At 66.3% G+C, this 23,617-nt stretch carries 22 protein-coding genes and 1 pseudogene; 4 read left to right on the top strand and 19 right to left on the bottom strand.

The annotated features are described in order from the left end of the window. Positions 1–192: 192 nt before the first annotated feature. The 5 genes from ACYVAN_RS15970 to ACYVAN_RS15950 all read right to left on the bottom strand — a co-directional run bounded on the left by ACYVAN_RS15970 (position 193) and on the right by ACYVAN_RS15950 (position 4,138). A complete protein-coding gene (locus tag ACYVAN_RS15970) occupies positions 193–639 on the bottom strand; it encodes a recombinase family protein (protein WP_460960333.1) in 447 nt (148 codons plus the stop codon). Beyond that, positions 636–932 (bottom strand): hypothetical protein, encoded by a 297-nt coding sequence (locus ACYVAN_RS15965; RefSeq protein WP_460960331.1) that lies wholly within the window; start codon positions 930–932, stop codon positions 636–638. Before ACYVAN_RS15965 ends, ACYVAN_RS15970 begins: the two co-directional genes overlap by 4 nt. A gap of 152 nt (positions 933–1,084) precedes the next feature. Beyond that, positions 1,085–1,675, bottom strand: coding sequence for a DNA-methyltransferase (locus ACYVAN_RS15960; RefSeq protein ID WP_460960686.1), 591 nt, complete (start codon positions 1,673–1,675; stop codon positions 1,085–1,087). A 416-nt stretch (positions 1,676–2,091) separates the two neighbouring features. Then, on the bottom strand, positions 2,092–3,366 hold the full coding sequence (locus ACYVAN_RS15955) for an MFS transporter (RefSeq protein WP_460960329.1): 1,275 nt from the start codon (positions 3,364–3,366) through the stop codon (positions 2,092–2,094). A 220-nt stretch (positions 3,367–3,586) separates the two neighbouring features. Further along, entirely contained in the window at positions 3,587–4,138 is a 552-nt protein-coding gene (locus ACYVAN_RS15950; RefSeq protein ID WP_460960327.1) for a LysE family translocator, read from the bottom strand. Positions 4,139–4,342: 204 nt separating this feature from the next. On the opposite strand from ACYVAN_RS15950, the gene ACYVAN_RS15945 reads away from it, so the two are divergent. Continuing rightward, positions 4,343–4,918 (top strand): CGNR zinc finger domain-containing protein, encoded by a 576-nt coding sequence (locus ACYVAN_RS15945; protein ID WP_460960325.1) that lies wholly within the window; start codon positions 4,343–4,345, stop codon positions 4,916–4,918. 738 nt (positions 4,919–5,656) lie between these two features. On the opposite strand, the gene ACYVAN_RS15940 is transcribed toward ACYVAN_RS15945, so the two are convergent. Together ACYVAN_RS15940 and ACYVAN_RS15935 are read right to left on the bottom strand one after the other, a co-directional pair. Beyond that, positions 5,657–5,785: a hypothetical protein gene (locus ACYVAN_RS15940; RefSeq protein WP_460960693.1), complete on the bottom strand. Its 129-nt coding sequence runs from the start codon at positions 5,783–5,785 to the stop codon at positions 5,657–5,659. Positions 5,786–5,801: 16 nt separating this feature from the next. Then, positions 5,802–6,077 (bottom strand): annotated as a pseudogene (locus ACYVAN_RS15935) (RNase H family protein); the annotation flags it as partial. A gap of 599 nt (positions 6,078–6,676) precedes the next feature. Between ACYVAN_RS15935 and ACYVAN_RS15930 the strand changes: the two are divergent. Beyond that, entirely contained in the window at positions 6,677–6,808 is a 132-nt protein-coding gene (locus ACYVAN_RS15930) for a hypothetical protein (RefSeq protein ID WP_460960323.1), read from the top strand. 191 nt (positions 6,809–6,999) lie between these two features. On the opposite strand, the gene ACYVAN_RS15925 is transcribed toward ACYVAN_RS15930, so the two are convergent. The 6 genes from ACYVAN_RS15925 to exaC all read right to left on the bottom strand — a co-directional run bounded on the left by ACYVAN_RS15925 (position 7,000) and on the right by exaC (position 13,520). Continuing rightward, positions 7,000–7,695, bottom strand: coding sequence for a GGDEF domain-containing protein (locus tag ACYVAN_RS15925; protein ID WP_460960321.1), 696 nt, complete (start codon positions 7,693–7,695; stop codon positions 7,000–7,002). Positions 7,696–7,702: 7 nt separating this feature from the next. Next, the gene (gene adhP / locus ACYVAN_RS15920; RefSeq protein WP_460960319.1) at positions 7,703–8,719 is read right to left on the bottom strand and encodes an alcohol dehydrogenase AdhP; all 1,017 of its coding nucleotides are present in this window, start codon (positions 8,717–8,719) and stop codon (positions 7,703–7,705) included. A gap of 298 nt (positions 8,720–9,017) precedes the next feature. Further along, positions 9,018–10,991 carry an acetate--CoA ligase gene (gene acs / locus ACYVAN_RS15915; RefSeq protein ID WP_460960317.1) on the bottom strand — a complete coding sequence of 658 codons (1,974 nt, stop codon included), beginning with the start codon at positions 10,989–10,991 and terminating at the stop codon, positions 9,018–9,020. A 94-nt stretch (positions 10,992–11,085) separates the two neighbouring features. After that, positions 11,086–11,790 (bottom strand): adenylate kinase, encoded by a 705-nt coding sequence (locus ACYVAN_RS15910; RefSeq protein WP_460960316.1) that lies wholly within the window; start codon positions 11,788–11,790, stop codon positions 11,086–11,088. A 42-nt stretch (positions 11,791–11,832) separates the two neighbouring features. Next, entirely contained in the window at positions 11,833–11,949 is a 117-nt protein-coding gene (locus ACYVAN_RS15905) for a DUF779 domain-containing protein (RefSeq protein WP_460960684.1), read from the bottom strand. A 47-nt stretch (positions 11,950–11,996) separates the two neighbouring features. Then, on the bottom strand, positions 11,997–13,520 hold the full coding sequence (exaC, locus tag ACYVAN_RS15900) for an acetaldehyde dehydrogenase ExaC (RefSeq protein WP_460960314.1): 1,524 nt from the start codon (positions 13,518–13,520) through the stop codon (positions 11,997–11,999). A gap of 204 nt (positions 13,521–13,724) precedes the next feature. Here exaC and ACYVAN_RS15895 point away from each other — a divergent pair, with 204 nt between their 5' ends. Together ACYVAN_RS15895 and ACYVAN_RS15890 are read left to right on the top strand one after the other, a co-directional pair. Then, on the top strand, positions 13,725–15,203 hold the full coding sequence (locus ACYVAN_RS15895) for a helix-turn-helix domain-containing protein (RefSeq protein ID WP_460960312.1): 1,479 nt from the start codon (positions 13,725–13,727) through the stop codon (positions 15,201–15,203). Between the two features lie 418 nt (positions 15,204–15,621). Then, positions 15,622–16,896: an ATP-binding protein gene (locus tag ACYVAN_RS15890; protein ID WP_460960310.1), complete on the top strand. Its 1,275-nt coding sequence runs from the start codon at positions 15,622–15,624 to the stop codon at positions 16,894–16,896. Positions 16,897–16,912: 16 nt separating this feature from the next. Here ACYVAN_RS15890 and ACYVAN_RS15885 read toward each other — a convergent pair whose 3' ends face one another. The 6 genes from ACYVAN_RS15885 to ACYVAN_RS15860 form a co-directional block, all read right to left on the bottom strand. After that, positions 16,913–17,473 carry a hypothetical protein gene (locus ACYVAN_RS15885; protein ID WP_460960308.1) on the bottom strand — a complete coding sequence of 187 codons (561 nt, stop codon included), beginning with the start codon at positions 17,471–17,473 and terminating at the stop codon, positions 16,913–16,915. Positions 17,474–18,013: 540 nt separating this feature from the next. Next, positions 18,014–18,181, bottom strand: a complete 168-nt coding sequence (locus tag ACYVAN_RS15880; RefSeq protein ID WP_460960307.1) for a hypothetical protein — start codon at positions 18,179–18,181, stop codon at positions 18,014–18,016. A gap of 171 nt (positions 18,182–18,352) precedes the next feature. Continuing rightward, a complete protein-coding gene (locus ACYVAN_RS15875) occupies positions 18,353–18,928 on the bottom strand; it encodes a hypothetical protein (protein WP_460960682.1) in 576 nt (191 codons plus the stop codon). A gap of 30 nt (positions 18,929–18,958) precedes the next feature. Then, on the bottom strand, positions 18,959–20,284 hold the full coding sequence (locus ACYVAN_RS15870) for a PucR family transcriptional regulator (RefSeq protein WP_460960305.1): 1,326 nt from the start codon (positions 20,282–20,284) through the stop codon (positions 18,959–18,961). After that, positions 20,281–21,714, bottom strand: coding sequence for a phytoene desaturase family protein (locus tag ACYVAN_RS15865; RefSeq protein ID WP_460960303.1), 1,434 nt, complete (start codon positions 21,712–21,714; stop codon positions 20,281–20,283). Before ACYVAN_RS15865 ends, ACYVAN_RS15870 begins: the two co-directional genes overlap by 4 nt. Beyond that, positions 21,711–23,558 carry a DUF3556 domain-containing protein gene (locus tag ACYVAN_RS15860; RefSeq protein ID WP_460960301.1) on the bottom strand — a complete coding sequence of 616 codons (1,848 nt, stop codon included), beginning with the start codon at positions 23,556–23,558 and terminating at the stop codon, positions 21,711–21,713. Before ACYVAN_RS15860 ends, ACYVAN_RS15865 begins: the two co-directional genes overlap by 4 nt. Positions 23,559–23,617: the final 59 nt, after the last annotated feature.

The raw sequence follows: 23,617 nt of genomic DNA, 5'->3' as shown, positions 1-23,617 counted from the left end.
GCAACTCGCCCCTCCGACACGATGAAATCCCCACACTGTGAGGGTTCGGGTTGACCTGGACTTTCGCGGTGTGGGTTTATTGTTGATAGGTGATCGTGAGTCCGAGGGCGTGGTAGACGGACGCTTTGTTCTTGGGGTCTGCCCGGTGGAGGGTGTGGATCGCGCTGCGGCAGGCTCGGAACAGTGTGTCGATCAGGTCGGGTTCGGGCTGGGGTGGCTGGTGGTGTTCGCGCAGGGTCGCTTGGGCCTTGGCTTTTTCTGCTTCGATCTCGGCGATCCAGGGGCCGATGGTGTCGGGGCCGGCGCCGTTGTCGAGGGCGTGGCGGTACTGGGTGAGTAGTGCTCGAAGAGGGGAAACACCAGGCTGTACTGGTTGCCGTAGAAGGCGCGCTGAGGTTCGCCGATGACGGCCGCGTCGAACCCGCGGTCGGGGTCTTTGAGCGCCTCGAGAAGTTGCGATGTTCCGGGGCGGCGCTTCCAGGGGAGCGAGCGGGAATGGCCGATGTCGGAGTATTCGGCGACGATGGGGCCGTGGCTTTCGGTGAGTGCTTCGGCACGGGTGCGTTGCCAGCCACGGGAGGTTTCGGGGTCCTGCTGGTCTTCGGTGGACACGCGCCAGTAGAAGGCAAACCGGGTCATGGTGCTCCTTCCTCGTCGGTGTTCGTGTTGTCGGAGTGGTTGTTTGTCGCGTGCAGCAGCAGTCGGAGCGCTCGCGCCGCAGCTGGCGGGAGCTCAGGTGGCCTGGCGGGCACTTCGACAGTGATCTCGGACGTGGCGTGGTCGCGGAGTGTTCCTGAGCTCTGCTGCGGGACTGGCCCGGTCGGAACCGTAACGCCGGCGCTGTCGGCGAAGTGGGGCAATGCGGTGACGATGTCGGGCTCGTCGTTGTCGTTGCTGCTGGATTCGTGCTCGTGCTGGGAATGAGGGCACATGAGCGCACCTTTCAAGCACGTGAACTCGTTGCTTGAGCGGGACCGCTGCCGGGCAGTGTTCGGCCCGGTCCTGGCGCCGTAGCTGGACACGCCTGAGTCGGGGCCCACGTCTGTCCTGCGGGCATCTCTGGGTCAGGCGGTGTCGGGCAGGTCTACGTTGGTGCTGCGCTGTCGGCCAGTCGACGCAGGCTGATGTCGTGGTAGTCGCTTCGCAGGTCGATGCCTTGGTAGAGGCGGCCGAGTTTGCGCGCGGCGAGCCCGGTCGTGCCGGCGCCGGAGAAGGGGTCGAGGATGCGTCCGGTCTCGGGAGATCCGGCGGTGATGCAACGCCATGGAAGGTCGATGGGGAAGGGGGCGCAATGCGCCTCTGGTAAAGGCCTGGTGGGCATGGACCAGACATCGCCAGGATTCTTTCCGGTTTTCCAGGGACGCCAAGGTGTTTTGACTGTGTGCGGTTTGGTACCGCCGTCGTTGGTTTTTCGATGGTCGGGACGATTTCGCGAAAGGGGCTCGGCCACACGGCTGGTGTCCACGTGGTAATCCTGCTGCTTGGTCAAGAGGAAAACCATCTCGTAGCGAGAGGAAAACCGGTCCGAGGCCGGGTCCGGTATGCCGTTTGGCTTATGCCAGACGATCGCGTTGCGGATGATCCATCCGTTACTTTGCAACGCAAGAGCCACCCGCCAAGGGATTCCCATGAGGCTCTTGTGGCGAATCGTCAATGGTGTTTCGTCGGTGGTGATTCTGCGCGTGCTCCCGGTGCCGCTGTTGTGATAGCTGAAACTGTCCCGGAGGTTGAGCCAATACGTTCCCCAGGTGCTGGAGGAACTGGCCGCCGAACACGGCGGCGCGCTGGCGTCCGGTCGCCGCGTACCGCCGCCAAGTCAGCTCTCCGGTCCGCTCGGCAGGAATCCACCGGTGCGGCTCCAGCACGCAACCCCGTCCCCGGTGGTGTGCGTCCGCCTGCATCGCTGCGGCTGTCCTCGAACTCGTCTTGCGCGGCGTTGCCTCGCTGCTCGGGCGGTCGCAGGCACGCGGCTTCGCCGCTTGCGGAAACCAGCGCTGAACAGCGTGCAGGGCCCCGCGACCGATCCGGTCGGTCAACGGTGCCCTGCACGCTTGTTCAATGGCGCGTTGCGGCTGCCGGTGCCGGTGGCGACTACGCGGTGAGCACACCGCGGTTGTAGCGGAAGGACCCCCCGACGAAGGCGACGACGATCGCCGCGATGACGGCCGTCGCCGCGACCGAGTCGGTACCGGTGAACAGGCCACCGAACGAAGCCACGCCCAGCGCCGCGCCCACCGCGAAGCTGGTCTCCTGCAGAGCTGCAGCGCGGGCGACATCTCTGGAGGAAACGCTGCCGAGCAGGTACGAGTCGCCGGCCGCGCTCGCGACCCCCACTCCCAGACCGATCAAGAAGCTCGCTGGCCACAAGCCGACGAACGCGGCCACGACCAGGCCGAGAGCGGACGCGGCCAAGCTGACCTGCAATATTTGCACGGCGGGGAATCGGGAGTGGAACTTCGAGAAGACCAGCCCGCCGAACGACACCCACAGCGCCAGAACTGAAACCGGCAGGATGGCCGACAACGAGTCGGCTTGAGCGCTGAAGAGGTAGACTGATCCGATGTAGCAGGCATAGCCGAAGACGATCGCGAGCGAGCAGATCCCCAGCCGGGAGTAGCTGAGCATCCGCACGTCGATGAGCGGGTCACCGGAGCGGAGCTGGCGTCGGCAGAACACCACCAGCAGGCCGGCTCCGACGATCGCCGCCAGCAATCGCCCGGGCAGCGCGCCCTGGCTCTGCAGACTCCCCACCAGCAGTCCGAATCCGAGGAAGGCCAGGAGCGCGGAAACCACGTCGAGCCTGGTCGACGAGGCCTGCCCGAGATCGATACCGCGCAGCAGCACCCAGGCGAGCAATCCGCACAACATGGCGACCGCGGCGGGCAACCAGAACAGCAGGGTGTACGCGCCGACATCCACGATCGCCCGGCCGAGCAGCGGTCCGGCCCCGGCCCCGAGACTGCCCGCGAAGATCCACAACGAGAAGGCCAGCGTGCGCTCCGAGGTCCGCGGCAGGCCGCCGATGACCGAAGCGACGCTGGACACGATCAACGCGTAGCCGAAGCCCTGGACGAACCGGGCCACCGTCCACGCCGCCGGCGAATCCAGCAGTGCAGGACTGGCACCCGCGGTCGCGAACACGACTAGCCCGATCGCCAACGTCAACCCGGGCCCGATCCGCGCGCCCAGCCGGGATCCGAGCACGACGCTCGAGGCGAGCGCGACGGAGTACCCGTCGATGAACCACAACCGCCAGGAATCGGTCAGCACCGGCAGGTCGTAGGCGATGGAGTTGAACAGCGTCGTGTCCAAACCACCGAGGAACATCGGGATCAGGAGCACGGGGAACAGGACCGCCTTGGGCATGGCGGGCCTCGTTCTAGCGGAATGCAGGACATCTTCGGACATGGTCGCCCTCGTTTCAGTGAGTGTTCTGCGGTGATCGGAGAAGTCGTGGACTGCGGTCGCAGCGCGCGGGGACGTATCCGCGCAGCCGTGGATCCGTGCCGCTGGGAGCGGTTCAACCGGTCGAGATATCCGCGACGACCGTCCCCGCCAACGCGACGTAAAGCGCACGCGATGTAGTTCAGCACGGCCGCCGTGCCGCCTTTTCCGGTGAGGCGAGCGTGAAATCCCCGGCCAGCACGCCGATTCCCCCGTAGAGAACCACTTCCATCAGAACGTCGACGGCGCCGAGCATCGCCATCTGCAGCGCGGGGTTGTCCGCGTTACCGATGAACTGCGGGAGCACCGCGAGGAAGAAGAGCATGATCTTCGGATTCGTCAGGCTGACCAGCATGCCGCGCAGGTACCACCTGCCGGTCGTGATCTCGCTGTCCCCGCTGATCGTGCTCCGCGCCTTGCGCAACGTCACGAACGTCAGCCACAGCAGATACGCCGCGCCGAGAATTCGCACCGAATCGAGCACCAGCGGGTGCGATTCGGCGATCTTCCCCAGCCCGACGACGACGGCCGCGGCGTAGATGCTCATGCCGGTTCCGATGCCGAGGATGGCTTTCAGCGCGGATCGGCGACCGCCTTGGAGACCCACCGCGATCATGTAGGCCATATCGGGCCCGGGCGGGATCAGGAAGAGCAGGATCACCGCGATGAAGCCCGGCAGCACCGTCAGATCCAACGTCGGACACCTCCGGTCCGGATGTGGTGCGCGGCGGTTCCGCAGCGTTCGTGGTGATCGATTCGCGCTGGACGGCCGCGGTCTGCGGCCGGGCGCCCAGCACTGGTGCGGGTGGAAAGCATGTGAATCTCCGAGTGGATGTAGAACCAGCTATGGTGGTTCTACCGGTTTGCCCAGCAGGGGGCAACCGGCTATGCTGGTTCCATGTCCGGCGAGCATTTCCCCGAGTTCCGCCTCGGCGACGTCCTGGCGACCAGCTTCACGGCGACCCTGACGGAGCGCTGCGGCGCGGAGGTGGAACGCATCCCGGCGCCCCCCCGGCTCGTGGACTGGTTGGCGATCAACGGGCTCGCGGTCGACTCCTGCACCGAGTCCCAGCTCGACCGCGCTCGGCAGCTGCGGGAATCGATTCACGCAGCCGCCACCGCCGTCGCGAACGAGGACCCGCTGCCCGACTCGGCCGTCCAGGCCATCAACGAGTGCAGCACGGACGGCCTGGCGTCGGCGATCTTGACGTCCGAAGGCGACCGGAGCTGGCTGCTGAGTTCCGCTTCCGTGGAAGATGCGCTCAGCGTGATCGCCGCCGATGCGATCGGCATCATCTCGGGCGAGCGGGACGGAAAGATCGCCTTGTGCGCATCGCCGACGTGCCGAGCCGCGTTCTTCGACACCAGTCGGAGCCGCACGCGCAAGTGGTGCGACATGAACACGTGCGGGAACCGGGACAAGAAGGCGCGCTTCCTCGCCAACAAGCGGAAGAACTCCAGCGCCGCCGGCTGACGTCATCCCTCGCGCGGCCCCGGCGGCGGCCGCGTCCGCGAGACCGCCGCCCGCGGACCATTCACCCGGCCAACGGCGAAAACCCGGCCGTCGCGGCGCTCGCCGCGGAAACCGGCGGCGCCTGCATCGCCGAGGTTCCTGGGACTGTCGCTCGAAATCACCTGAACCGGATGGTTCACTTCGGACGCTGCCGGGGCCGTTCCGGACCTGCCGCTAGCGCACGAGCTTCCAGCGAGCCGACCCGGATCCCGATGATCCCAAAACCTCGGGCAACGCGCGGCGGGAACCCGCCGATCTCGGATCAACGAAGTTGGTGCAATTCTTGCGTTCCCTGGCCTCGTCCAATCTGGTCGCCGCCGCTCCGGTCGGGCATCGTGAGTTCTGCGAAACGGGAAACGGCCGCGATGCGGGGTGACACCCGGACCGGAAGGACGCGAGTTCCGAATGTCGCCACCGCTCGGTGCCCGAGTTGGAGAGGACAGACAACGATAATCGAGGCAAGCATCGTGTCGGGCGCACCGGCCGCCGCCGGTGGCGACGGTACATGGTCGTCCCTTGCTGGTGATCGCTTGGCATTACACCGCAGGATCGTGCACGTGGCACAGCCCTGAGGGACGCGGGTCAATCGTGCACCGTTTGCCGATCTTGGTGGTGGCCGTACAGCGGCGCTCGTTGTTGCGGCCTGCCGGCCGAAGGGGTGCGGACTGCTCCGGCCGCGCGGGCTGTCGCTGCTGGTGATCACGTCGCGTACTGGCCCCTCCAGTGGTGGCCCTGGCGGTCCCGGACCGCCTGCTGGGCGGCGTGATCGGCATGGGCGTTGAGGACGTCGCCGCCGGTCTGGTGCGCCCGGACCCACGTGAAAATCACATCGCAAGGTCACATCGCGGTCGGTCAGCAGCTCATCGATGCGCACGATCAGGCCGCGGTTCTTGATGGGTTTGCCCTCGACGGTGGTGTATCCGCGTCGGCGTTGCTTGGGAAGCCAGGAGGTTACGGCGTTCATGGCGTACTGGGAATCGATGCGGATCTCCAGCGGCACCGTCGGGTCGGTCGCGTGGAGGAGTTCGGCCACGGCGGTCAGCTCGCCGACGTTGTTCGTGGCCTCGCCCAGAAACCCGGACTCGCCCCGACAGGAGCTCCCGTCGGCGTCGGCGAGCACCCAGGCCAACCCCGTCGGGCGGTTGGGCGGCTCCGTCGGTCGCGGCGATCACACGTTTGACCATGCCTTCGCACGCTAGATGGCTTGAAAACGGTCTTCCACCGGCGCACTGCCCCGTGAAGGTGCGAGTAGCGCAAGAGCCCCACGAGGGCTCGCACCTTAGCACTGTGTGGCAAATCACAAAGTCGCATGGTGCGGAGTGCGGCAGCGAGCTCGGCGACTCACCCACCCCAGAACCCATCCGTTCCAGCGTTTGCGGCGGAGGTCGTGATCGTCTCCCAGTCGCCCGCGCCCGGACCCGGGCGACTGGGTCCGGGGCTTGGCCTGCCGCGACAGGGTGGTGGGGCTCGCGCGATGAGCTGACTGTTCAGCAAACTGGACGCTGTAGCGTTCCGCGCCGTTCCGTTGCTACCGACACCCCGGTCAGGTGCGCGCCGGCTTCTCCACCCTTACCCACATCTGGGCCGACGGCGGCTATACCGGACGCCTGATGCCCCGGGCGAAGAAAGTCCTGTCCTGCACCGTCGAGGTCGTCAAACGCACCGACAAGATCAGCAGATTCCTGGTTCTGCCCCGACGGTGGGTAGTCGAGCGGGACATTGGGATGGATCATCCAACACCGTCGCTGCGTCCGCGACTACGAGACCCTCCCCGAACACCACGAAGCCATGGTCACCATCGCCATGATCATGATCATGTCCCGCGGCCTCCCCCGCACCGGAGACTGGTAACCAGTTTCAAAATGCCCTCTGAGCGCAGCCATCCGGAAGCGGTCAACGAGACCGACTCGTGGCAGGCCCGTCGCAGGTGCTGCATTCCCCTGCGCTACCCGCAGTTGAACAGAAATCACTGCGGCGGCGGTCTCGCCGTGGTCGTACTGAAGCTACCTCGCCGCACCAGGCGGGGATCGGTATTGAGGAGGTTAACGCCAGTCCATCCCCTGATGGGCGAGTGCTGCCGGGCCGTGCTCGTGCACGCGCCACCGCGGTGCCGGGCAGATCGAGGCCGCCGGCCGCACCGTACGCACTTCGGGGCCGTACAGCCGCCAGCCGTCCCGCATGGCCTTGGCCTCGTACATCGCCACGTCCGCTGCCGCGAGCGCTTCGGACAGCACCGGCGACGCTGAGGGCAACGACTCCAGGAACGTCACCCCCAGCGACACCCCGACGCGCACCTCGTCGGCGCCGATGATCGGGATTGGGGCGGTCAGCGCCTTCACCAGCTCATCCAGCTGCCCCCGGCAGGCCGGTGATTCCAAGGAAGCCACGAACGCGAGTTCGTCCCCGCCGAGCCTGCCGACGACCGCCTCGGTGTCGAGCCCGGTGGCCAGGCGGGAAGCCACAGCGCGCAGCACCCGGTCCCCACACTCGTGGCCGTAGGTGTCGTTGATCGGTTTGAACCCGTCCAGGTCGACCAGACCGACTGCGGAGGCGCTGTTCAGCGCCTCCGCAGCGGCCGGTTCCCACCCTGCTCGGGACAGCAGCCCGGTGACCGGATCGCACCGGGCGTGGTGCAGTTGCCGAGTTCGGGAACGCAGCTGGCAGGCCGTGATAGCCCACCCCGTTGCCGCTGTCACCGCGGCGGCCGCGGTGACAGCTGTCGCGAGCTTGATAGACACGGTGGGTTCAGCTGCGGAGGTCGAACACGAGACGGGCCTTGACCCGGCCCGTCTCCACTTCCTCGAAGCAGGTGTTGACTTCGTCGAGTTGGCGAGCTTCCCGGATGACCTTGGTGCGGCCTTGCTGGTGCAGCTGGAACACGTCGGCGACGTCACCGCGGGTGCCCACGATCGAGCCGATGATGGTGATGCCGTTTAGCACCGTTTCGAAGATGGGCAGCTGCACGTAGTTGTCCGCCGGCAGCGCGACGAACACCAGCCTGCCGCCTCGGCGCAGCGAGCCGTAAGCCTGCTCGAAGGCCTTCGGGGCCACCGCGACCGAGATGGCGGCGTCGGCGCCGCCGAGGTCCTTGATCGCTTGCACTGGGTCCTCGGAAAGCGCGTTGACGGTGTGATCGGCGCCGAGTTCCTTTGCGAGTTGGAGTTTCTCGTCGACCACGTCGACCGCCACCACTCGAGCCCCGAAGATTTTGGCGTATTGCACTGCCAGGTGCCCGAGCCCGCCGATGCCGAACACAGCGACCGTGGACGCCGGACGAGCCCCGGAGAGCTTCACCGCCTTGTAGGTCGTGACTCCGGCGCAGGTGAGCGGCGCCGCGTCCAGCGGGTCCACTCCGTCCGGGACCTTGGCGACGTACTTCGCCGATGCCTTGGCGTACTCGGCGTACGCGCCGTTGATGAAGTAGCCGGTGTTGAGCTGCTGCTCGCATAGGTTCTCGCAGCCGCTGGTGCAGTGGTCGCAGACACCGCAGGCGATTCCGAGCCAGGGGATCGCCACGCGGTCGCCTTCGGCTACTTCGGTGACGTCCGGCCCGACGCTCTCGACGATGCCGACGCCCTCGTGCCCTGGGATGAGTGGGAGTGTGGGTTTGATTGGCCAGTCCCCGTGCGCCGCGTGGATGTCGGTGTGGCACAGGCCTGAGGTTTCGATCTTCACCAGGACCTCGCCCGGGCCCGGTTGCGGCTTGGCGACCTCGTCGATAGCCAGCTCTTTCGCGAAGTCGTGGACGACTGCGGCTTTCATGACAACTCCTAGTTAGGGTGTGCCGGTTGCTGATCCTTGTAGGGAATCGTTCTGAATTTCGGTTCTCGTTATTGCGGTTACCCGATTCGCTACTGCGGAACCGGGACTCCTTTGTGGCCGCGGTGTGCGTTCGGAACGGGTCAGGTTCGCAATGTGACCGGAGTTGCTGAAAGAAACGCCGGTTGCAGATCTGCCGTTGTACCAACAAGAACGGTGCACAGCGCGCCACGTGGGTACCGCCCGGCAGACCGGGTCAGAAAAAGGGGCGTCAGCCTGTCGGGCGGCGGTCTGGTGGTGTTCAGTCTTCGGCGGAGGACTGCATGCCCTTCGAGATGAAGTCCATCACGGAGGAGTCGGCGAGCGTGGAGACGTCACCGACCTCGCGGTTCTCCGCGACATTGCGCAGCAGCCGGCGCATGATCTTGCCGGAGCGCGTTTTCGGCAGCTCCTGCACCACCATGATCTGCCGTGGCTTGGCGATCGGCCCGATCTCGTGCGCCACGTGGTCCCGCAGCGCCTTGAGCGCGGCCTCCCCACCGGCCTCGTCGGTGGCGCTGCCACGCAGGATCACGAACGCGACGATGCCCTGGCCGGTCGTGGGGTCGCTGGCGCCGACGACCGCGGCCTCCGCGACCGTGGGGTGCGAGACCAGCGCGGACTCGACCTCGGTGGTGGAGATCCGGTGACCGGACACGTTCATCACGTCGTCAACCCGGCCCAGCAGCCACAGGTCGCCGTCCTCGTCGTACTTCGCGCCGTCACCGGCGAAGTAGTAGCCCAGCTCGGCGAACTTCGACCAGTAGGTGTCTTTGAAGCGTTCGTCGTCGCCCCAGATGCCGCGCAGCATCGCCGGCCACGGCTTGTCCAGCACCAGCAGCCCACCGCCGCCGAGGCCGGCGTCGTTGCCCTGCTCGTCGACGACTTTCGCCGAGATGCCGGGCAGCGGGACCTGCGCCGAACCGGGCTTGGTGGCGGTCACGCCGGGCAGCGGCGAGATCATGATCGCGCCGGTCTCGGTCTGCCACCAGGTGTCCACGATCGGCGTGCGGTTGCCGCCGATGTGCTCGCGATACCACATCCACGCCTCGGGGTTGATCGGCTCACCGACCGAACCCAGCACCCGCAGCGACGACAGGTCGTAGGACGCCGGGATGTCCGAGCCCCACTTCATGAACGTGCGGATCGTGGTGGGTGCGGTGTAGTACAGCGTGACGCCGTACTTCTGCACGATCTCCCAGTGCCGGCCCTCGTGCGGCGTGTTCGGGGTGCCCTCGTAGATCACCTGCGTGGCGCCGTTGGCCAGCGGCCCGTACACGATGTAGGTGTGGCCGGTGACCCAGCCGATGTCGGCGGTGCACCAGTACACGTCGGTCTCCGGCTTGAGGTCGAAGACATCGCGGTGCGTGCAGGACGCTTGGGTCAGGTAGCCGCCGGAGGTGTGCAGGATGCCCTTCGGCTTCCCGGTGGTACCGGAGGTGTAGAGGATGAACAGCGGGTGCTCGGAGTCGAACACCTCCGGGGTGTGCTGGTCGGGCTGCGGCTCGACCACGTCGTGCCACCACTTGTCGTGCTCGTTCCACTCGACATCGGTGGCGGTGCGCTTGACCACGAGCACGTGCTCGACGCTGGGCGTGCCCTGCACGGCCTCGTCGACGTTGGCCTTGAGCGGGGAGGCCTTGCCCCGACGGTACTGGCCGTCGCAGGTGATGACGACCTTGGCCGCGGCGTCGTTGATCCGGGCGCGCAGCGCCTCGGAGGAGAACCCGCCGAACACGACGCTGTGCATCGCGCCCAGGCGCGCGCAGGCGAGCATCGAGAACACCGCTTCGGGCAGCATCGGCAGGTAGATGACGACGCGGTCACCGACGCCGACGCCGAGCGAGGCCAGGGCGTTGGCGGTGCGGGAGACCTCCCGCTGCAACTCGGCGTAGGTGATCTGGCGGCTGTCGCCCGGCTCGCCCTCCCAGTAGATCGCGACGCGGTCACCGTTGCCCGCCTCGACGTGCCGGTCCACGCAGTTGTACGCGACGTTCAGCTCGCCGCCCACGAACCACTTCGCGAACGGCGCGCCGGACCAGTCGAGGACCTGGTCCCACTTCGTGCCCCAGTGCAGGTGCTCGGCCTGCTCGCCCCAGAACGCCTCCCGGTCGGTCGCGGCCCGGTCGTACATGTCCGACGTGGCATTGGCCGCGGCGGCGAATTCCGCTGGCGGAGGGAAGGTCCTGCTCTCGCTGAGCAGGTTGTCCAACTCGTTCGGTGAATGCTTGCCCACTTCGACCTCTCGACGCGATCACTCGGCATGATCGCTGTTTCTCGTGCAGGTTCGCCGCACCTTCCATCCGGGGTGCTGGGCGAACCTGGGATGGTCAATCTTGAGGTGGCGTTGCCCCGACCGGCCCGGCGCCGTCCGCGGTAAACACGGCCAGGATCCGTTCGCCGACGACTTCGAAAGGCCCCAGTGCGTCGACCCGCGCAAGGACGTCGTTCTCCTGGTAATACCTGAGCAGTGGCGATGTCTGCTGCTCGTAGAGCTCCAAGCGGCGGCGGATCGAGTCCTCGTGGTCGTCGTCGCGCCGGTGCAGCCATCCGGCGCACACGTCACAGATTCCCTCAACCCGCGTGGGGCTGAACTCCACGTGCCAACTCCGGCCGCATTGGCCGCAGGTCCGCCTTCCGTTGAGGCGCCGAACGACTTCCTCCACGGGCGCGTTCAGTTCCAGCACGAGGTCGACAGCGTGCCCGGAACGACGCAGTGTTTCGTCCAGGCTTCTGGCCTGGTGGAGGTTGCGGGGGAACCCGTCCAACAGGAATCCGCCGACGGTATCTTCCTCGGCGAGCCGGCCGCTCACCATCGCCATGGTGAGTCCGTCCGGAACCAGCTCGCCACAGTCCATGTAGGCCTTCGCGGCGAGACCGAGTTCGCTGCCTTCCCGAATGTTGCGCCGGAACGTGTCACCGGTGGAAACGTGCGGTACCTCCAGGTAGGAGGCAATGGCGTTCGCCTGCGTTCCCTTCCCCGCGCCGGGCGGCCCGATGAGGACCACACGTCTTGTCTGGTGTTCGGCTCGCATGAAGTCGCCTCCATTCGTTGTCGGTGAATGATCGTGAGCGGGCTATGGGGCCACACGACCCCGGCGTTTCCAGGAACAACCCGCTCGAAGGCTGCCGTCGCAGCAACCGCCGGACTGGTGGAACATCAGCGGGCCGTGCTGGTCGTGGAGGAGGCGCAGTAACTCCGCCGCCTACGTGGTTACGGCGACCCTTTCCGGCCCGGTCATCAGAACAGTCCTGGTCCGCTCTCGCAGTAGCTGACCAGCAGGTTCTTCGTTTGCTGGTAGTGGTCGAGCATCATCTTGTGGTTTTCTCGCCCGATCCCGGATGCCTTGTAGCCGCCGAAGGCCGCGTGCGCGGGGTAGGCGTGGTAGTTGTTCACCCACACCCGGCCGGCCTGGATGTCTCTTCCGGCTCGGTAGGCGGTGTTGCCGTCGCGGGACCAGACGCCGGAGCCGAGTCCGTAGAGCGTGTCGTTGGCGATCTTCATGGCGTCGTCGTAGTCGTCGAACTTCGCCACGGACACGACGGGGCCGAAGATCTCCTCCTGGAAGATCCGTTGTTTGTTGTGCCCTTCGAAGACGGTCGGCTGGACGTAGTAGCCGCCCGCGAGTTCCCCGTCCATCTCGATGCGCTCGCCACCGGTGAGGACCTTGGCGCCCTCCTGCTTGCCGATGTCGATGTAGGAGAGGATCTTCTCCAGCTGGTCGTTGCTGGCTTGGGCGCCGATCTGGGTTTCGGTGTCGAGCGGGTGTCCCTGTTTGATCTTCTTGGTGCGTTCCAGGGCGTCGGCGAGGAACTGGTCGTACATGCCGCCCTGTACCAGGGCGCGGGACGGGCACGTGCACACTTCGCCCTGGTTGAGGGCGAACATGGTGAATCCCTCCAACGCCTTGTCGTAGAAGGCGTCCTTCTTCGCGGCGACGTCGTCGAAGAAGATGTTCGGGCTCTTGCCGCCCAGCTCCACGGTCGCCGGGATGATGTTTTCGCTGGCGTACTGCAGGATCAGACGGCCCGTCGTCGTCTCACCGGTGAAGGCGATCTTGCTGATCCGCGAGCTGGACGCCAGCGGCTTGCCCGCCTCGACCCCGAAACCGTTCACCACGTTGAGCACGCCAGGCGGCAACAGATCCCCGATGACCTCGAGCAGCACGTGGATCGAGGCCGGGGTCTGCTCGGCGGGCTTGAGCACGACGGCGTTGCCCGCAGCCAGTGCGGGCGCCAGCTTCCAGGTCGCCATCAGGATCGGGAAGTTCCACGGGATGATCTGTCCGACCACCCCGAGCGGTTCCTGGAAGTGGTAGGCGACGGTGTTCTCGTCGATCTGCGAGATCCCGCCTTCCTGGCCACGGATGGCGCCCGCGAAGTACCGGAAGTGGTCGATCGCCAACGGGATGTCGGCGGCCAGCGTCTCGCGCACCGGCTTGCCGTTCTCCCAGCTCTCGGCGACGGCGAGCTTCTCGAGGTTCTGCTCCATCCGGTCGGCGATGTTGAGCAGGGCCGCGGCACGGTCGCCGTAGGACGCTTTTCCCCACCCGGTCGCGGCACCTTCTGCGGCGTCGAGGGCACGCTCAACGTCTTCCGCAGTCCCACGGGCTACCTCGGTGAAGGTCTTGCCGGTGATCGGGGTCGGGTTCTCGAAGTACCCGCCCTTGACGGGGGCGACGTACTCGCCACCGATGAAGTGCTCGTAGCGCGAGCGGTAATCGACCACCGAGCCGGCGGCCCCTGGCGCTGCGTACTGAGTCATCGTTGACCTCTCGTGTGCTCGTGCGGCTCTGGCGAACCGTCGTGACCTGAGCTACTCAGGCCTCTGGTTTCGCGAGAAGCTAGGAGTCGCAACGTTGCCTGCACGTTACGACCGACTCGGCGGTAACTTGCCTGTAGTCGGCGTAACCGCGCACTATGGCCGTTTCAGTGACCGGATTCTGTCTCGACACATCTGTGCAGGCCCATGAACAGCAGTTACGACACCTCGGTCGATCCGTTCGAGCGCGCACGACTTCTCGAGCGGGTGCATGCCGCCGTTCTTGCGGGCGACCGGGCTCCGCATGAGCCGCGGTCGGTCATATTTGAGTCGTGGCGCCGTTCGCTGGAAGCCCGGATCGCTCCCGATCTCGGGCGACCCCCGGAGTCGCTCGACTGCAGCCGACTCGACGACATCCGCGACGGCCACCCGCTGGCGCGGTGGGTGCCCATGTTGCGCCAGACGGTGCTCGACGAAACCGACGGCACCAGTCACATCATGATCATCACCGATGCCGACGGCAACATCCTGTGGCGGGAAGGTCACCCCCACGTTTGCCGCGATGCCGATCGCGTCGGGCTCGCTGAAGGCACACGTTGGGCCGAAAACGCCATTGGCACGAACGCTATGGGCACGACCCTGGTAACCGGCACGCCCGTACAGATTCACTCCGCCGAACACCTCGTGCGGACCTACCACTCGTGGACCTGCGCGGCCTGCCCCATCCGCGACCCGGAAACCGGTGCGCTGCTCGGTGCCATCGACCTCAGCGGACCGTTGCACACCATGCACCCGGCGCTGCTCGCGCTCGTGGTGGCCGCGGGGCGAATGGTCGAAAACGAGCTCCGCTGGCGCTTGGTCGCCTCCGACGACCTGTTCCGCCAACGCCACGAGCGCCACCTCGCCGACCCTGGGACGGGAACAGTGCTGCTGAGTCCCAGCGGGCGTGTCGTCGCGAGCGCCGCTACGACGCAGCTCGTGCCGGGCCAACGACTCAGCTTCGACGGCGGCGGGTTCGACCAGATGAACACCGACGAACACGTCGAACTCGAACCGATTGAGGGCGGCTACCTGCTGCGCCTGGGCCAACGCCGCTCCGGCCACCGGCCACGGTTGTCGTTGAAGCTGCTCGGCAGCGGTGTTCCCGTCGCCACAGTGGATGGGGTGCGGCACAAACTGAGCCTGCGGCACGCGGAAATCCTCACGCTGCTCGCGATGCATCCTGACGGGCTCACGGCGGAGCGCCTCGCGCTGCTCCTGCATGGCGAGCAGGGCAACCCCGCCACGGTCCGTGTGGAGATCCACCGTCTCCGCAACGCGCTCGGCCGAAGCGTGGTCGAGCCCAAGCCGTACCGGATCGCAGCCGAGGTGGACGGCGATCTGCTCACGCTCAGGGAGGCATTGAGCCGCGGCGACGCCGAAGCTGCCATCGACCGCGCCGGGCTGTTGCTTCCGGACTCGGAGTCCGCCGCCATCCGCGCCGAGCGCGACGAGCTGCACGCATCGATCCGGGGCTGGGCTCTAGCCAGCAAGGACCGGGAACTCCTCTGGCGTTTCACCCACACCGATGTGGGGCGTGACGACCTGGAGGTTCTGGAGAAGGCGCGTGACCTGATGGACTCGGACGCTCCGCGTCGCAACGTGCTTGAAACCCGCCTCCGCCTAGTCTTGGAAGAAGACTTATGAGGAACCTGCCCGATCCGACAGGTGAGAGGCGTTCGTTTGGACGGTTCTGAGACCAGACCCGTTCTTGCAGGCTCTTTTCCCGATTATCCCGGCCCGTTTTCCACGGTCCGGCGAGATCTCAGACTCATGCTCATGCCGATGAACACCAGCGCTAACGTGGATGTTCTGGTGGAGCGGACGGGGCAGTGCTGAGCTCGGCATTCGCCCTGCGCCGACTCGACGACGCTTTGTACGCGCCAGGGGCACCGATACTCGATGTGGACGTGCCTTGTATCGATTCCGTAAGCGACCCCTCGGGGAGCTGTTGATCTGTGTGCTGGTTCATGCGCGCCGTGGTCGCGCCTATTAGCTTGCTCGGCCATTCCCAGCTCACGCGAGCTATTCCCCGGCGTGGGGACGAAAAATCAGGAGGTGTGCCATGCCGCCGTGGCGGGTGCGTGATTTTCACGACGACGATCTGGACCAGGCGATTCACATCTGGGACCAGAGCCGCGAAGGCGGGGAGCCGGTGTTCTCCGCAGCCGAGGTGGTGTCGATCGCACGGGCCGGTCACCCTGCGATGGTGGCGGTCATGGAGCAAGACGTGGTCGGCATGGCAGCAGCGAAGGTGGAAGGGGAACGGGCGTGGCTGGCGTTGTTCGCCCTCGACGCCCGGTGGCGCAACCGCGGCATCGGAAGCGCGTTGCTGGACGAACTGGAGAAGAAGCTGCGTGGTCAGGGCGTGCATCGCATTACCAGCCTGGTCCCGGAGGGCGCGGCCGGGTTCAAGGCTATGGTCAACTCCGGTTACCGACCGCGCACGGACCTGACCTATTTCGAGAAGGTCGAGGACCTCGACCCGGCCGATTTCGGCGTGCTCGAGGAACTCGGCGGTCGGCTGTTGCCGCCCGGCCGGTGGGAGGCGATGGCCGGGATGGCGCGGGAGAAGGACGTCATCGAGCGCCGCGTGGTGCTCCCGATCTCGCACCTCGAGCAGGCGGAGCGGCACGGCGTGCTGCCGCCGAAGGCGATCGTGCTGTTCGGACCACCCGGGACCGGCAAGACGAGCTTTGCCAAGGCGATCGCATCCCGGTTGAACTGGCCGTTCGTCGAGCTGTTCCCCTCGCGGCTGGCCGGTGCGTCCCCGGACGGGTTGGCGGCGTCGCTGCGCGCGGTGTTCGCCGAGCTTGAGGAACTCGACGACCTGGTGTTGTTCATCGACGAGGTGGAGGAAATCGCAGGCACCCGATCCACGCCCGCGGCCGGGCCGACGCACGGGGTGACCAACGAACTGCTCAAGCTCATCCCCGGCTTCCGTGAGCATGACCACCGACTGCTGGTCTGCGCCACCAACTCGGTTAGCTTACTGGATTCGGCCTTCCTGCGGCCGGGCCGGTTCGACTACATCATCCCGGTCGGGCCGCCGGACGAGCCCGCCAGACGCGCGATCTGGTCGCGCTACCTCGGTCCAGCGCGCGACAACGTCGACCTGGAGCTGCTGGTGGAGCGCACAGCTCTGTTCACCCCAGCCGACATCGAGTTCGCCGCCCGCCAGGGCGCCCAGGCCGCGTTCGAACGCGACGTGCTGCACGACGACGATGCGCTGGCGACGACAGAAGACTACCTGCGGGCGGTTGCCGACACCCGCCCCACGTTGACCGCCGGGGCCATCGCGGAGTTCGAGCAGGACATCGAAAATTACACCCGCCTCTGATCCTGAGGTTTCGCGGTTATGCGGCGATTGAGGTGCTGGTCGCAGGCGTGGCGGGATTTTGATCGGTTGTGTTCTGACCTGTGCTGATGGCGGTTATTCGGGCTCGTCGGAAGGCGATGAGCATGTCGTCGATGCTGACGTGGGTCTTCTTGCGGTTCCAGGGTGATCGGGAACGGGCGGTGGCCAGGTCGGCTTCGGCGGTGCCGTGCCCGGCGTACCACAGGATGAGGATGGTCAGGCCCAGCATCGCGAAGAGCACGCTGCGTTCGACCGCGAGGCGGAGCCGGTTGGCGGCCTCTCCGGCCCCGATCAGGCTCTTGGAGTCCTTGATCGTTTGTTCCACGCTCCATCGGTCGGCGTAGCGAGCAATGATCGTCCCAGCCGAAGCGCTGGTGTCGGTGGACACCAGCGCGATGTCATACGGCCGGACGGAGTCGATCTCTTTGATCAGCATGACCGTGACGGGCGTGCGGTGCAGCGAGCCCCACCACAGGCAGGAGATGGTGGCGATGTCCACGGTTTCGGTCGTGCCGTAGCGGGTCACGTTCGTGGTTCGCCACGTGGCGGTGGCCGCCATATCGGTGCAGGTCCCGAGTTTCTTGAAACAACTCCGGACCGGGGACGCCCAAGCGCCCCAACCGCAACGTAGCCCCAGCTCAGCCCAGGCATTCCTCGCTCGATTGCGCGCCCGCCCGAGGCTCACGTGGGCCAACGAATCCACCCCAGGAAAGAACCGCTCGTTGGCGACCTAAGAATCGGTGACGACCGTGCTCGAGGGAGGACTCGGGAATTGGCCGCGATTGAATCGGCGCTTGAGCGTCTGGCTGCAGTTCGGTGAGCAGACGTTCCGGTCCCGTAGCTTCCACGGAGTGAAGCGTGCGATCGGAGCACTGCACACGACGCAGGGCGCACCACCTCCCACCCGAGAAGGGGTGGTCAGCGCTGCATGCGGATCGGCCTCCTCGGACCTTGCATGGGGACCGGCGGGCATGTCGGAATCCTTTCCCTAATCCGTTTTGTCCGGAACTGGCCATGCTAGTGGTCCGGTGATCACTGTGGTCGTGTTTTGCGAAACCTGCTCGTGGCAATGGCCTACTGGTGGTTTCGAACACGGTCGCTATCCCGCTGCGACATGAGGCGCGTGCTGGAGTAGTCGTGTGACCAGGTAGATGAGGTGTCGGACCTCGCCGATGGTCGGACTCAGCTTGTAAGCGTGGTGGTGGCAGCGCTGGCGGTCGACGAGATGTAGCTCCTGGCCGAGCGCGTGCGCGGCCGGGGCGGTCATGTCGGTCGCGTGTTTCTGTGGGTCGTCGACGAGGGCCCGGATTCGGGCCCACCATTGCGGTTCCCGCTGCTGGACGCGGACGCCTGGCGGGCATCCCGTTCGGAACGGGAGCCGCAATCGCAAGGTTGACCTGCAAGTGGTGTGGACGTTCGTTGATCGTCGGTGCGATTCTCAGCCAAGGCAAGACCTTTTGCGGCCCGGCTTCCCGCAGCTGGGCTGGTCCTTGATCCATACACAAGGCTGTACGTGTTCGATGGCAAGGGCGGCAAGGACTGGGAAGCCGCCCAAGCGGTGTCGCACCGATTCGTCTGCGTTGGCGAGCTGGAGCAATGAAACCGCAACGGCTAGCAGGATCACTGTGTCCGTTCTGGAAGGATCAGGTGGCCGGAGAGGTTCAGCGTGGGGTTTGGGTTCAAGTCCCCCCCTCCGACACAGAACGATCCCCAGGTCAAGCTTCTGACCTGGGGTTTTGTTTTCTCCCTCGTCGCTGTCACAGGCTGTCACGTCACTGACCTGCTGTTGCTCACGTGGGGGTTCAGCTCCCTCTCCGATACCTACGCTGGCCTCCCCACGGGTTCGGTAATCCTCCGGGGAACCCACCTTCGGCAGAGCAGCTGAAACTACCGACTTGGTGGTGCGCACCCACTTTTTTGGGGGGCTCAAGCTGACGATGCCGTGCACGCGCATGAGCTGCTCCACACGCTTGTGACTGGCCACGTACCCTCGTCGGCACATCCCGACATATATCCGCGGCGAGCGGCATTCGGTGCGGCCGGATCAGCTCGTGAGATCGGTCTCCCCCAGCTTCCGTGGCTGTTGCAGCACCGCCGGTCCGAGCACGTGACACAGGTGCAGGGTGAGCTCGAGGTCGAGCTGTCCTTCGGTCAGCGGGCGACCTCGTTCCTGTTCCGCCTTGGCCAGGCGGTACTTCACGGTGTTGCGGTGCAGCATCAGCGTCTCGGAGGTCTCGACGTAGCTGCCAGTGCGCAGGAAAGTTCGCAGGGTCTCCCGCAGCCGGTGAGCAGGCTCGGTGTCGACCGCTAGCGCCCCGAGGGACTCGACGACCCATCGTCGGCTGGCCGGGAGATCTCGCGCCAGCATCGCGGCGATCGCCATGCCGTCGTCGCCGTAGGACACCACCCGGGTGTGCGGTGCGCGGCTGGTGCTGGCGACGATGCGAATGGAGTTGGCCTGCTCCAGCGTCCGGCGGAACCCTTCGATGCCTGTTACGGGGCTGCCCATCGCAGCCCGCACGGCCGGGACCGCTGCCAGGACCTCGTGCACTCGCGCCGTATCGATCCACGATGTTTCGTCCGGTACGTGGCACCAGACCCAGGCGGTGCTGCGATCGATCGGCATGAACAGCGGCGCGACCGGGCTCCCCACCGCCCGAGCGAGCTGGCTCGCCAGCGACCGGAGAGCCTCGATCTGGTCAGCTGCCTGGCGCGCCCCCTCGTCCCAGAGCACCGTGGCGACATGGGCGTGATCGAGACGGTAGCCAGTCGTGCGGGCGAATTGGCCCGTTTCGACCGCCTCGCGGTCGAGCACTCGATGCACGAGCCGGGAGACATCGGTGGCATTCTGCTCCACCAGTGTCTGCCGCTCCGCCTCGTGAACATCGAGCACCACCCGAGTGATCCAGTCAACATAACGGTGCAGCCAACCGGCCAAGTGGTGCAGCAGGCGCAGCTTGAGCTCCGATGAGCAGTCCAGCCGTTCGATCTCCTGGAACATCTCGGCCAGCAGGTCGTCGGAGCCGATGTGGTACGCGCGGCGCAGCGGTGCCGTCGACACGCCCGCTCGAGCCAGCCGGACGGCGTACTCCGTGGCAGCGGTAGCCGGGTGCACGTGCTCGATCGGGATGTCGTTGCGCAGCATGTGCAGGATCGTGGTGATGTTGCCCTCGACGCTGGCATGCAGCATCTCCGTCATTTCGGGGTCGTCGAGGTCCGCGATGGCATTCTCGATCGCGGCGTTCATGCTGTTGCTGAGCTCGGTGTGCCGCTCCTGGAGGCGCTCGGCGACGCGGATCACGAGGACGCGGATCTCCGCGGCCTCTGGGGCACCGTCAGAGACCAGGCGTCGTTTCAGGGGTCCCGTCACAAGCGGTCAGCATTCCTCCCACGAAGCTCGCGCAGCGCCGACCGTGCCGCGTTGTAGCCGCACATGCCGTGCGCGCCCGCGCCTGGTGGAGTGCCCGCCGAACACAGGTAGGCGCCGGGTACGCCCAGGTAGTAAGGATTGAGCGCGGGCCGCGGTCGGAAGACCAGCTGCAGTGCGTCGTTGGCGCCGGTGACCACGTCGCCTCCGACGTAGTTGGGGTTGTGCTCCTCCATCTGCCGCACCGACCTGACGTGCCGGGCGAGAATCCGGTCCCGGAAGCCAGGGGCGAACCGCTCGATCTGCTGCTCGACCGCCGAGGTGGCGTCGCCGACCCAACCACCGGGCACGTGCGCATAGGCATAGACGGGTACAGCCCCCTCGGCAGCCCTTGAAGGGTCAGCGACATACTGCTGACCCACCAGAAGGAAAGGCCGCTCCGGCATCCGGCCACGGTGGATCTCGCGCTCAGCCGTCGCAATCTCGTCGAGTGACCCACCTACGTGGACTGTGCCAGCGCGCCGGGATTCCTCGTGCTGCCAGGGCACGCCGTCCTGCACCGCGAACTCGACTTTGAACACACCCGGTCCGTGGCGGTAGCGGGTGAGGGCTCGGAAAACGCGCGGGGGCATCCGGTCGCCGATGATCCGTGCCGCCGCAGCAGGAGCCACGTCGAGCATGACCACGTCGGGCGAGCCGAGCTCGTCGAGCGAGCTCACGGTGGCCCCCGTTTGCACTCGGCCGCCGTGCTCCTCGAGCAATCCGACCATGGCTCGCGCGATCGCGGCCGATCCGCCCTCGGCCACGGGCCAGCCGTAGCAGTGGGCCGCTGTGCCGAGTGCGACCCCGATCGCCGAGGACATCGGCGACCCGAACGGGCGCAGCGCGTGGGCGGCAACACCGGCGAAGAGCGCCCGACCTTCCGGGGTCGACCACCGCCTGGCCAGTGACGCCGCCGGCAATAGGGACAGCGCCCCGAACCGGGCCAGCTTCCACGGGTGGGTGGGCAGGTGCAGCATCGGACGGAGGAAATCCTCGCTGATGTCGTCGAACCGGCTGGCCAACCAACCGAAGACCTGCCGCCACGCGCGAGCGTCGGAGCCGAGGCCGTGCGCGGTGGCATCCACCGACCGCCATGCTGCTGCTCCGCGGCCACCGTCCAGCGGATGGGTGTACTGCACCTCGGGCCATCGCCAGCGGAGTCCGTGGCGGGAGAGATCGAACCGTTGGGAGAACGGCGTGTCGACGGCGAGGGGATGAAAACCCGAGCACTCGTCGTGCAACAGGCCGGGCAGAGTGAGCTCGCTGCTGCGGGTTCCGCCTCCGACGGTGGATGCGGCCTCGAGCACCTCGACGTCCACTCCTTCCGCCGCGAGGGTGAGGGCGGCAGCGAGCCCGTTGGGCCCGCTGCCGACCACGACTGCCTTCGTCATGAGGTGACCTTGCCATTGGGTCGTCCCTCGGAGCGAACATGCCGCTTGGATCCGTCCGGACGTGGGACGGGGTGGAAGAAGTTCCCGGCCGGTTCGTAGCCGGGCAGCCGCCAGGTCACCTGGTGCGGGATCGGCCCGTTCGGAATCCACGGCTGCTCGGCCACCGCGTCCTGCACGTCGTAGTAGCCGAGCTCAACGATGCCGAGGGCGGCGTCGACGACCTTGTACTGCACGGTCTTCTTGTGGATCGGCTGCGACTCGGTCCAGGCCATCACGAGCTCGCCAGGCTCGAATTTGCAGCGCTTCTGCACCATCGCGATCGTGCGTTCGTCGAACAGGTGCCCGTCGCCGAACTGCCAGCCGACGAGCACGGTGCAGACGACCTCACCTTCGCGCAGCCGGTAGTTCTCGAGCTTGTCGAGATGCCGTTGCAGGAGGGACAGGTGCATGCGGCCATGGCTGTGCATGCTGCGGAAGGCCACGCACTTCTGCAGGAAGATCTCGGCCACCTCAGAGCCGTAGAGGCCACGCAGCTGCTGCCGCTGGGTCTGCAGAGTCTTGGTCAGGCCGGTGTCGAGCTTGTCCTCCGCGTCGTTCATGCGGAACGCCATCGTCGCCGACGCCCAGTTGCCGGCGTACTGCCGCATGGAGACCAGGAACGACACCCACTCGGGCTTCAGGTTGCCGAGGATCGGACCGGCCAGGTAGAGGGCCAGCGCCGCGGCGAGGACCCAGGCGCTGCTGAAGTCGAACATGCTGTAGCCGTTGCCGGCGAAGAAACCCCCGAACAGGAACGGTACGACGAAGACAAAGAAGACGTTCCACTCGAGCGGCACCGCGAGAGGGTAGGTCGAGTAGATGAAGATGTGGAACAGCACCATGCCGGCGATCGCCAGCCAGGTGATGGTTTCGTTCGTCGAGAAGAGCAGCACCAGCGGCAGGCACAGCTCGACGACGGTACCGCCGAGGTGCGCCCACCCCAGCGCCATCTTCGACGGCCGCATGTCGTTCGGTGGGTCCTTGTAGAGTGAACGCTTCAACCGCTTGGACGTCAGCCAGGGCGTGTTGCTCATCATCGCCTGGACGACGAGGCTGAAGTGGTGCCCGAACTTGGAGACGCCGGCCCCCAACCAGATGGTGACCATGGCGATCTTGGCGACGAGCACCATGTCGACGTGGCTGGCCAAGACGCCAAAGGCCAGCAGGCACACGGCGTACTGCTCGGGCCGGGAGGCCAAGAACAGGACCTTGTCGCGAAAGCCCATGACCAGGATGAGCGTGACGTAACTGATCAATGCCCAGCCCGGCAGCAGTCCGACCTCGCTGTAGGCGGCTCCACTCTGGACGCCGGGTCCCACGAGCAGGAACACCAGGTTGGCCAGGATCAGCAGGTAGAGCCCGACGTCGAAGATCGTGCGCTGGTCACCGGCAGTTCCGGGGACCTTGCCTGGGTAGGGCGGGAGGCGCAGGGTCCCGAGCTTTGTCCAATAGCGCCATCCCCCGATCATCGGGCCGAACTTGAAGGCCAGGGGGCCCCAGGAGGCGCCGTGTCCGGTGATCTCCCACAGGACCGTCCACACCATGAGCTTCTGGTAGACGATGAGCTCGCCCCACCATCCGCCGAGATCTACTGGGCTGAGGCCCGAAGTGGTCAAGCCGACGACGAGCCAGCCGCCGACCACGAACAGGACCGTCTTCATGATGTAGAGGGCGTGCATTTGCTTCGGGCCACCGAAGCCGTACTCCGCCCAATGCGTCGCCAACATCCGCATCCTGTCCATAACAGGCATCGACTCGAACTTTGCCGGGTCCACCGGTGGCATGTCTGGAGTCTTGAATCCCACGGTGCTCTCCTTCCTCGGGCAGGGCTTTCCGCGCGAGGAGGTCTCGCGCAGAACAGATC

It is taken from the genome of Parasphingorhabdus pacifica (assembly GCF_054779195.1).
The sequence above is the reverse complement of the archived record's forward strand: the minus strand, read 5'-3'. Positions and strand labels throughout refer to the sequence as shown.

Excerpts from the sequence above, each read along its gene's own strand:
- ACYVAN_RS15890 (WP_460960310.1), top strand. The coding sequence starts at position 15,622 with ATGCCGCCGTGGCGGGTGCGTGATTTTCACGACGACGATCTGGACCAG.
- ACYVAN_RS15910 (WP_460960316.1), bottom strand. The coding sequence starts at position 11,790 with ATGCGAGCCGAACACCAGACAAGACGTGTGGTCCTCATCGGGCCGCCC.
- ACYVAN_RS15895 (WP_460960312.1), top strand. The coding sequence starts at position 13,725 with ATGAACAGCAGTTACGACACCTCGGTCGATCCGTTCGAGCGCGCACGA.
- ACYVAN_RS15880 (WP_460960307.1), bottom strand. The coding sequence starts at position 18,181 with ATGACCGCCCCGGCCGCGCACGCGCTCGGCCAGGAGCTACATCTCGTC.
- ACYVAN_RS15955 (WP_460960329.1), bottom strand. The coding sequence starts at position 3,366 with ATGCCCAAGGCGGTCCTGTTCCCCGTGCTCCTGATCCCGATGTTCCTC.
- ACYVAN_RS15965 (WP_460960331.1), bottom strand. The coding sequence starts at position 932 with ATGTGCCCTCATTCCCAGCACGAGCACGAATCCAGCAGCAACGACAAC.
- ACYVAN_RS15970 (WP_460960333.1), bottom strand. The coding sequence starts at position 639 with ATGACCCGGTTTGCCTTCTACTGGCGCGTGTCCACCGAAGACCAGCAG.
- ACYVAN_RS15945 (WP_460960325.1), top strand. The coding sequence starts at position 4,343 with ATGTCCGGCGAGCATTTCCCCGAGTTCCGCCTCGGCGACGTCCTGGCG.
- exaC (WP_460960314.1), bottom strand. The coding sequence starts at position 13,520 with ATGACTCAGTACGCAGCGCCAGGGGCCGCCGGCTCGGTGGTCGATTAC.
- ACYVAN_RS15865 (WP_460960303.1), bottom strand. The coding sequence starts at position 21,714 with ATGACGAAGGCAGTCGTGGTCGGCAGCGGGCCCAACGGGCTCGCTGCC.
- adhP (WP_460960319.1), bottom strand. The coding sequence starts at position 8,719 with ATGAAAGCCGCAGTCGTCCACGACTTCGCGAAAGAGCTGGCTATCGAC.
- ACYVAN_RS15885 (WP_460960308.1), bottom strand. The coding sequence starts at position 17,473 with ATGGCGGCCACCGCCACGTGGCGAACCACGAACGTGACCCGCTACGGC.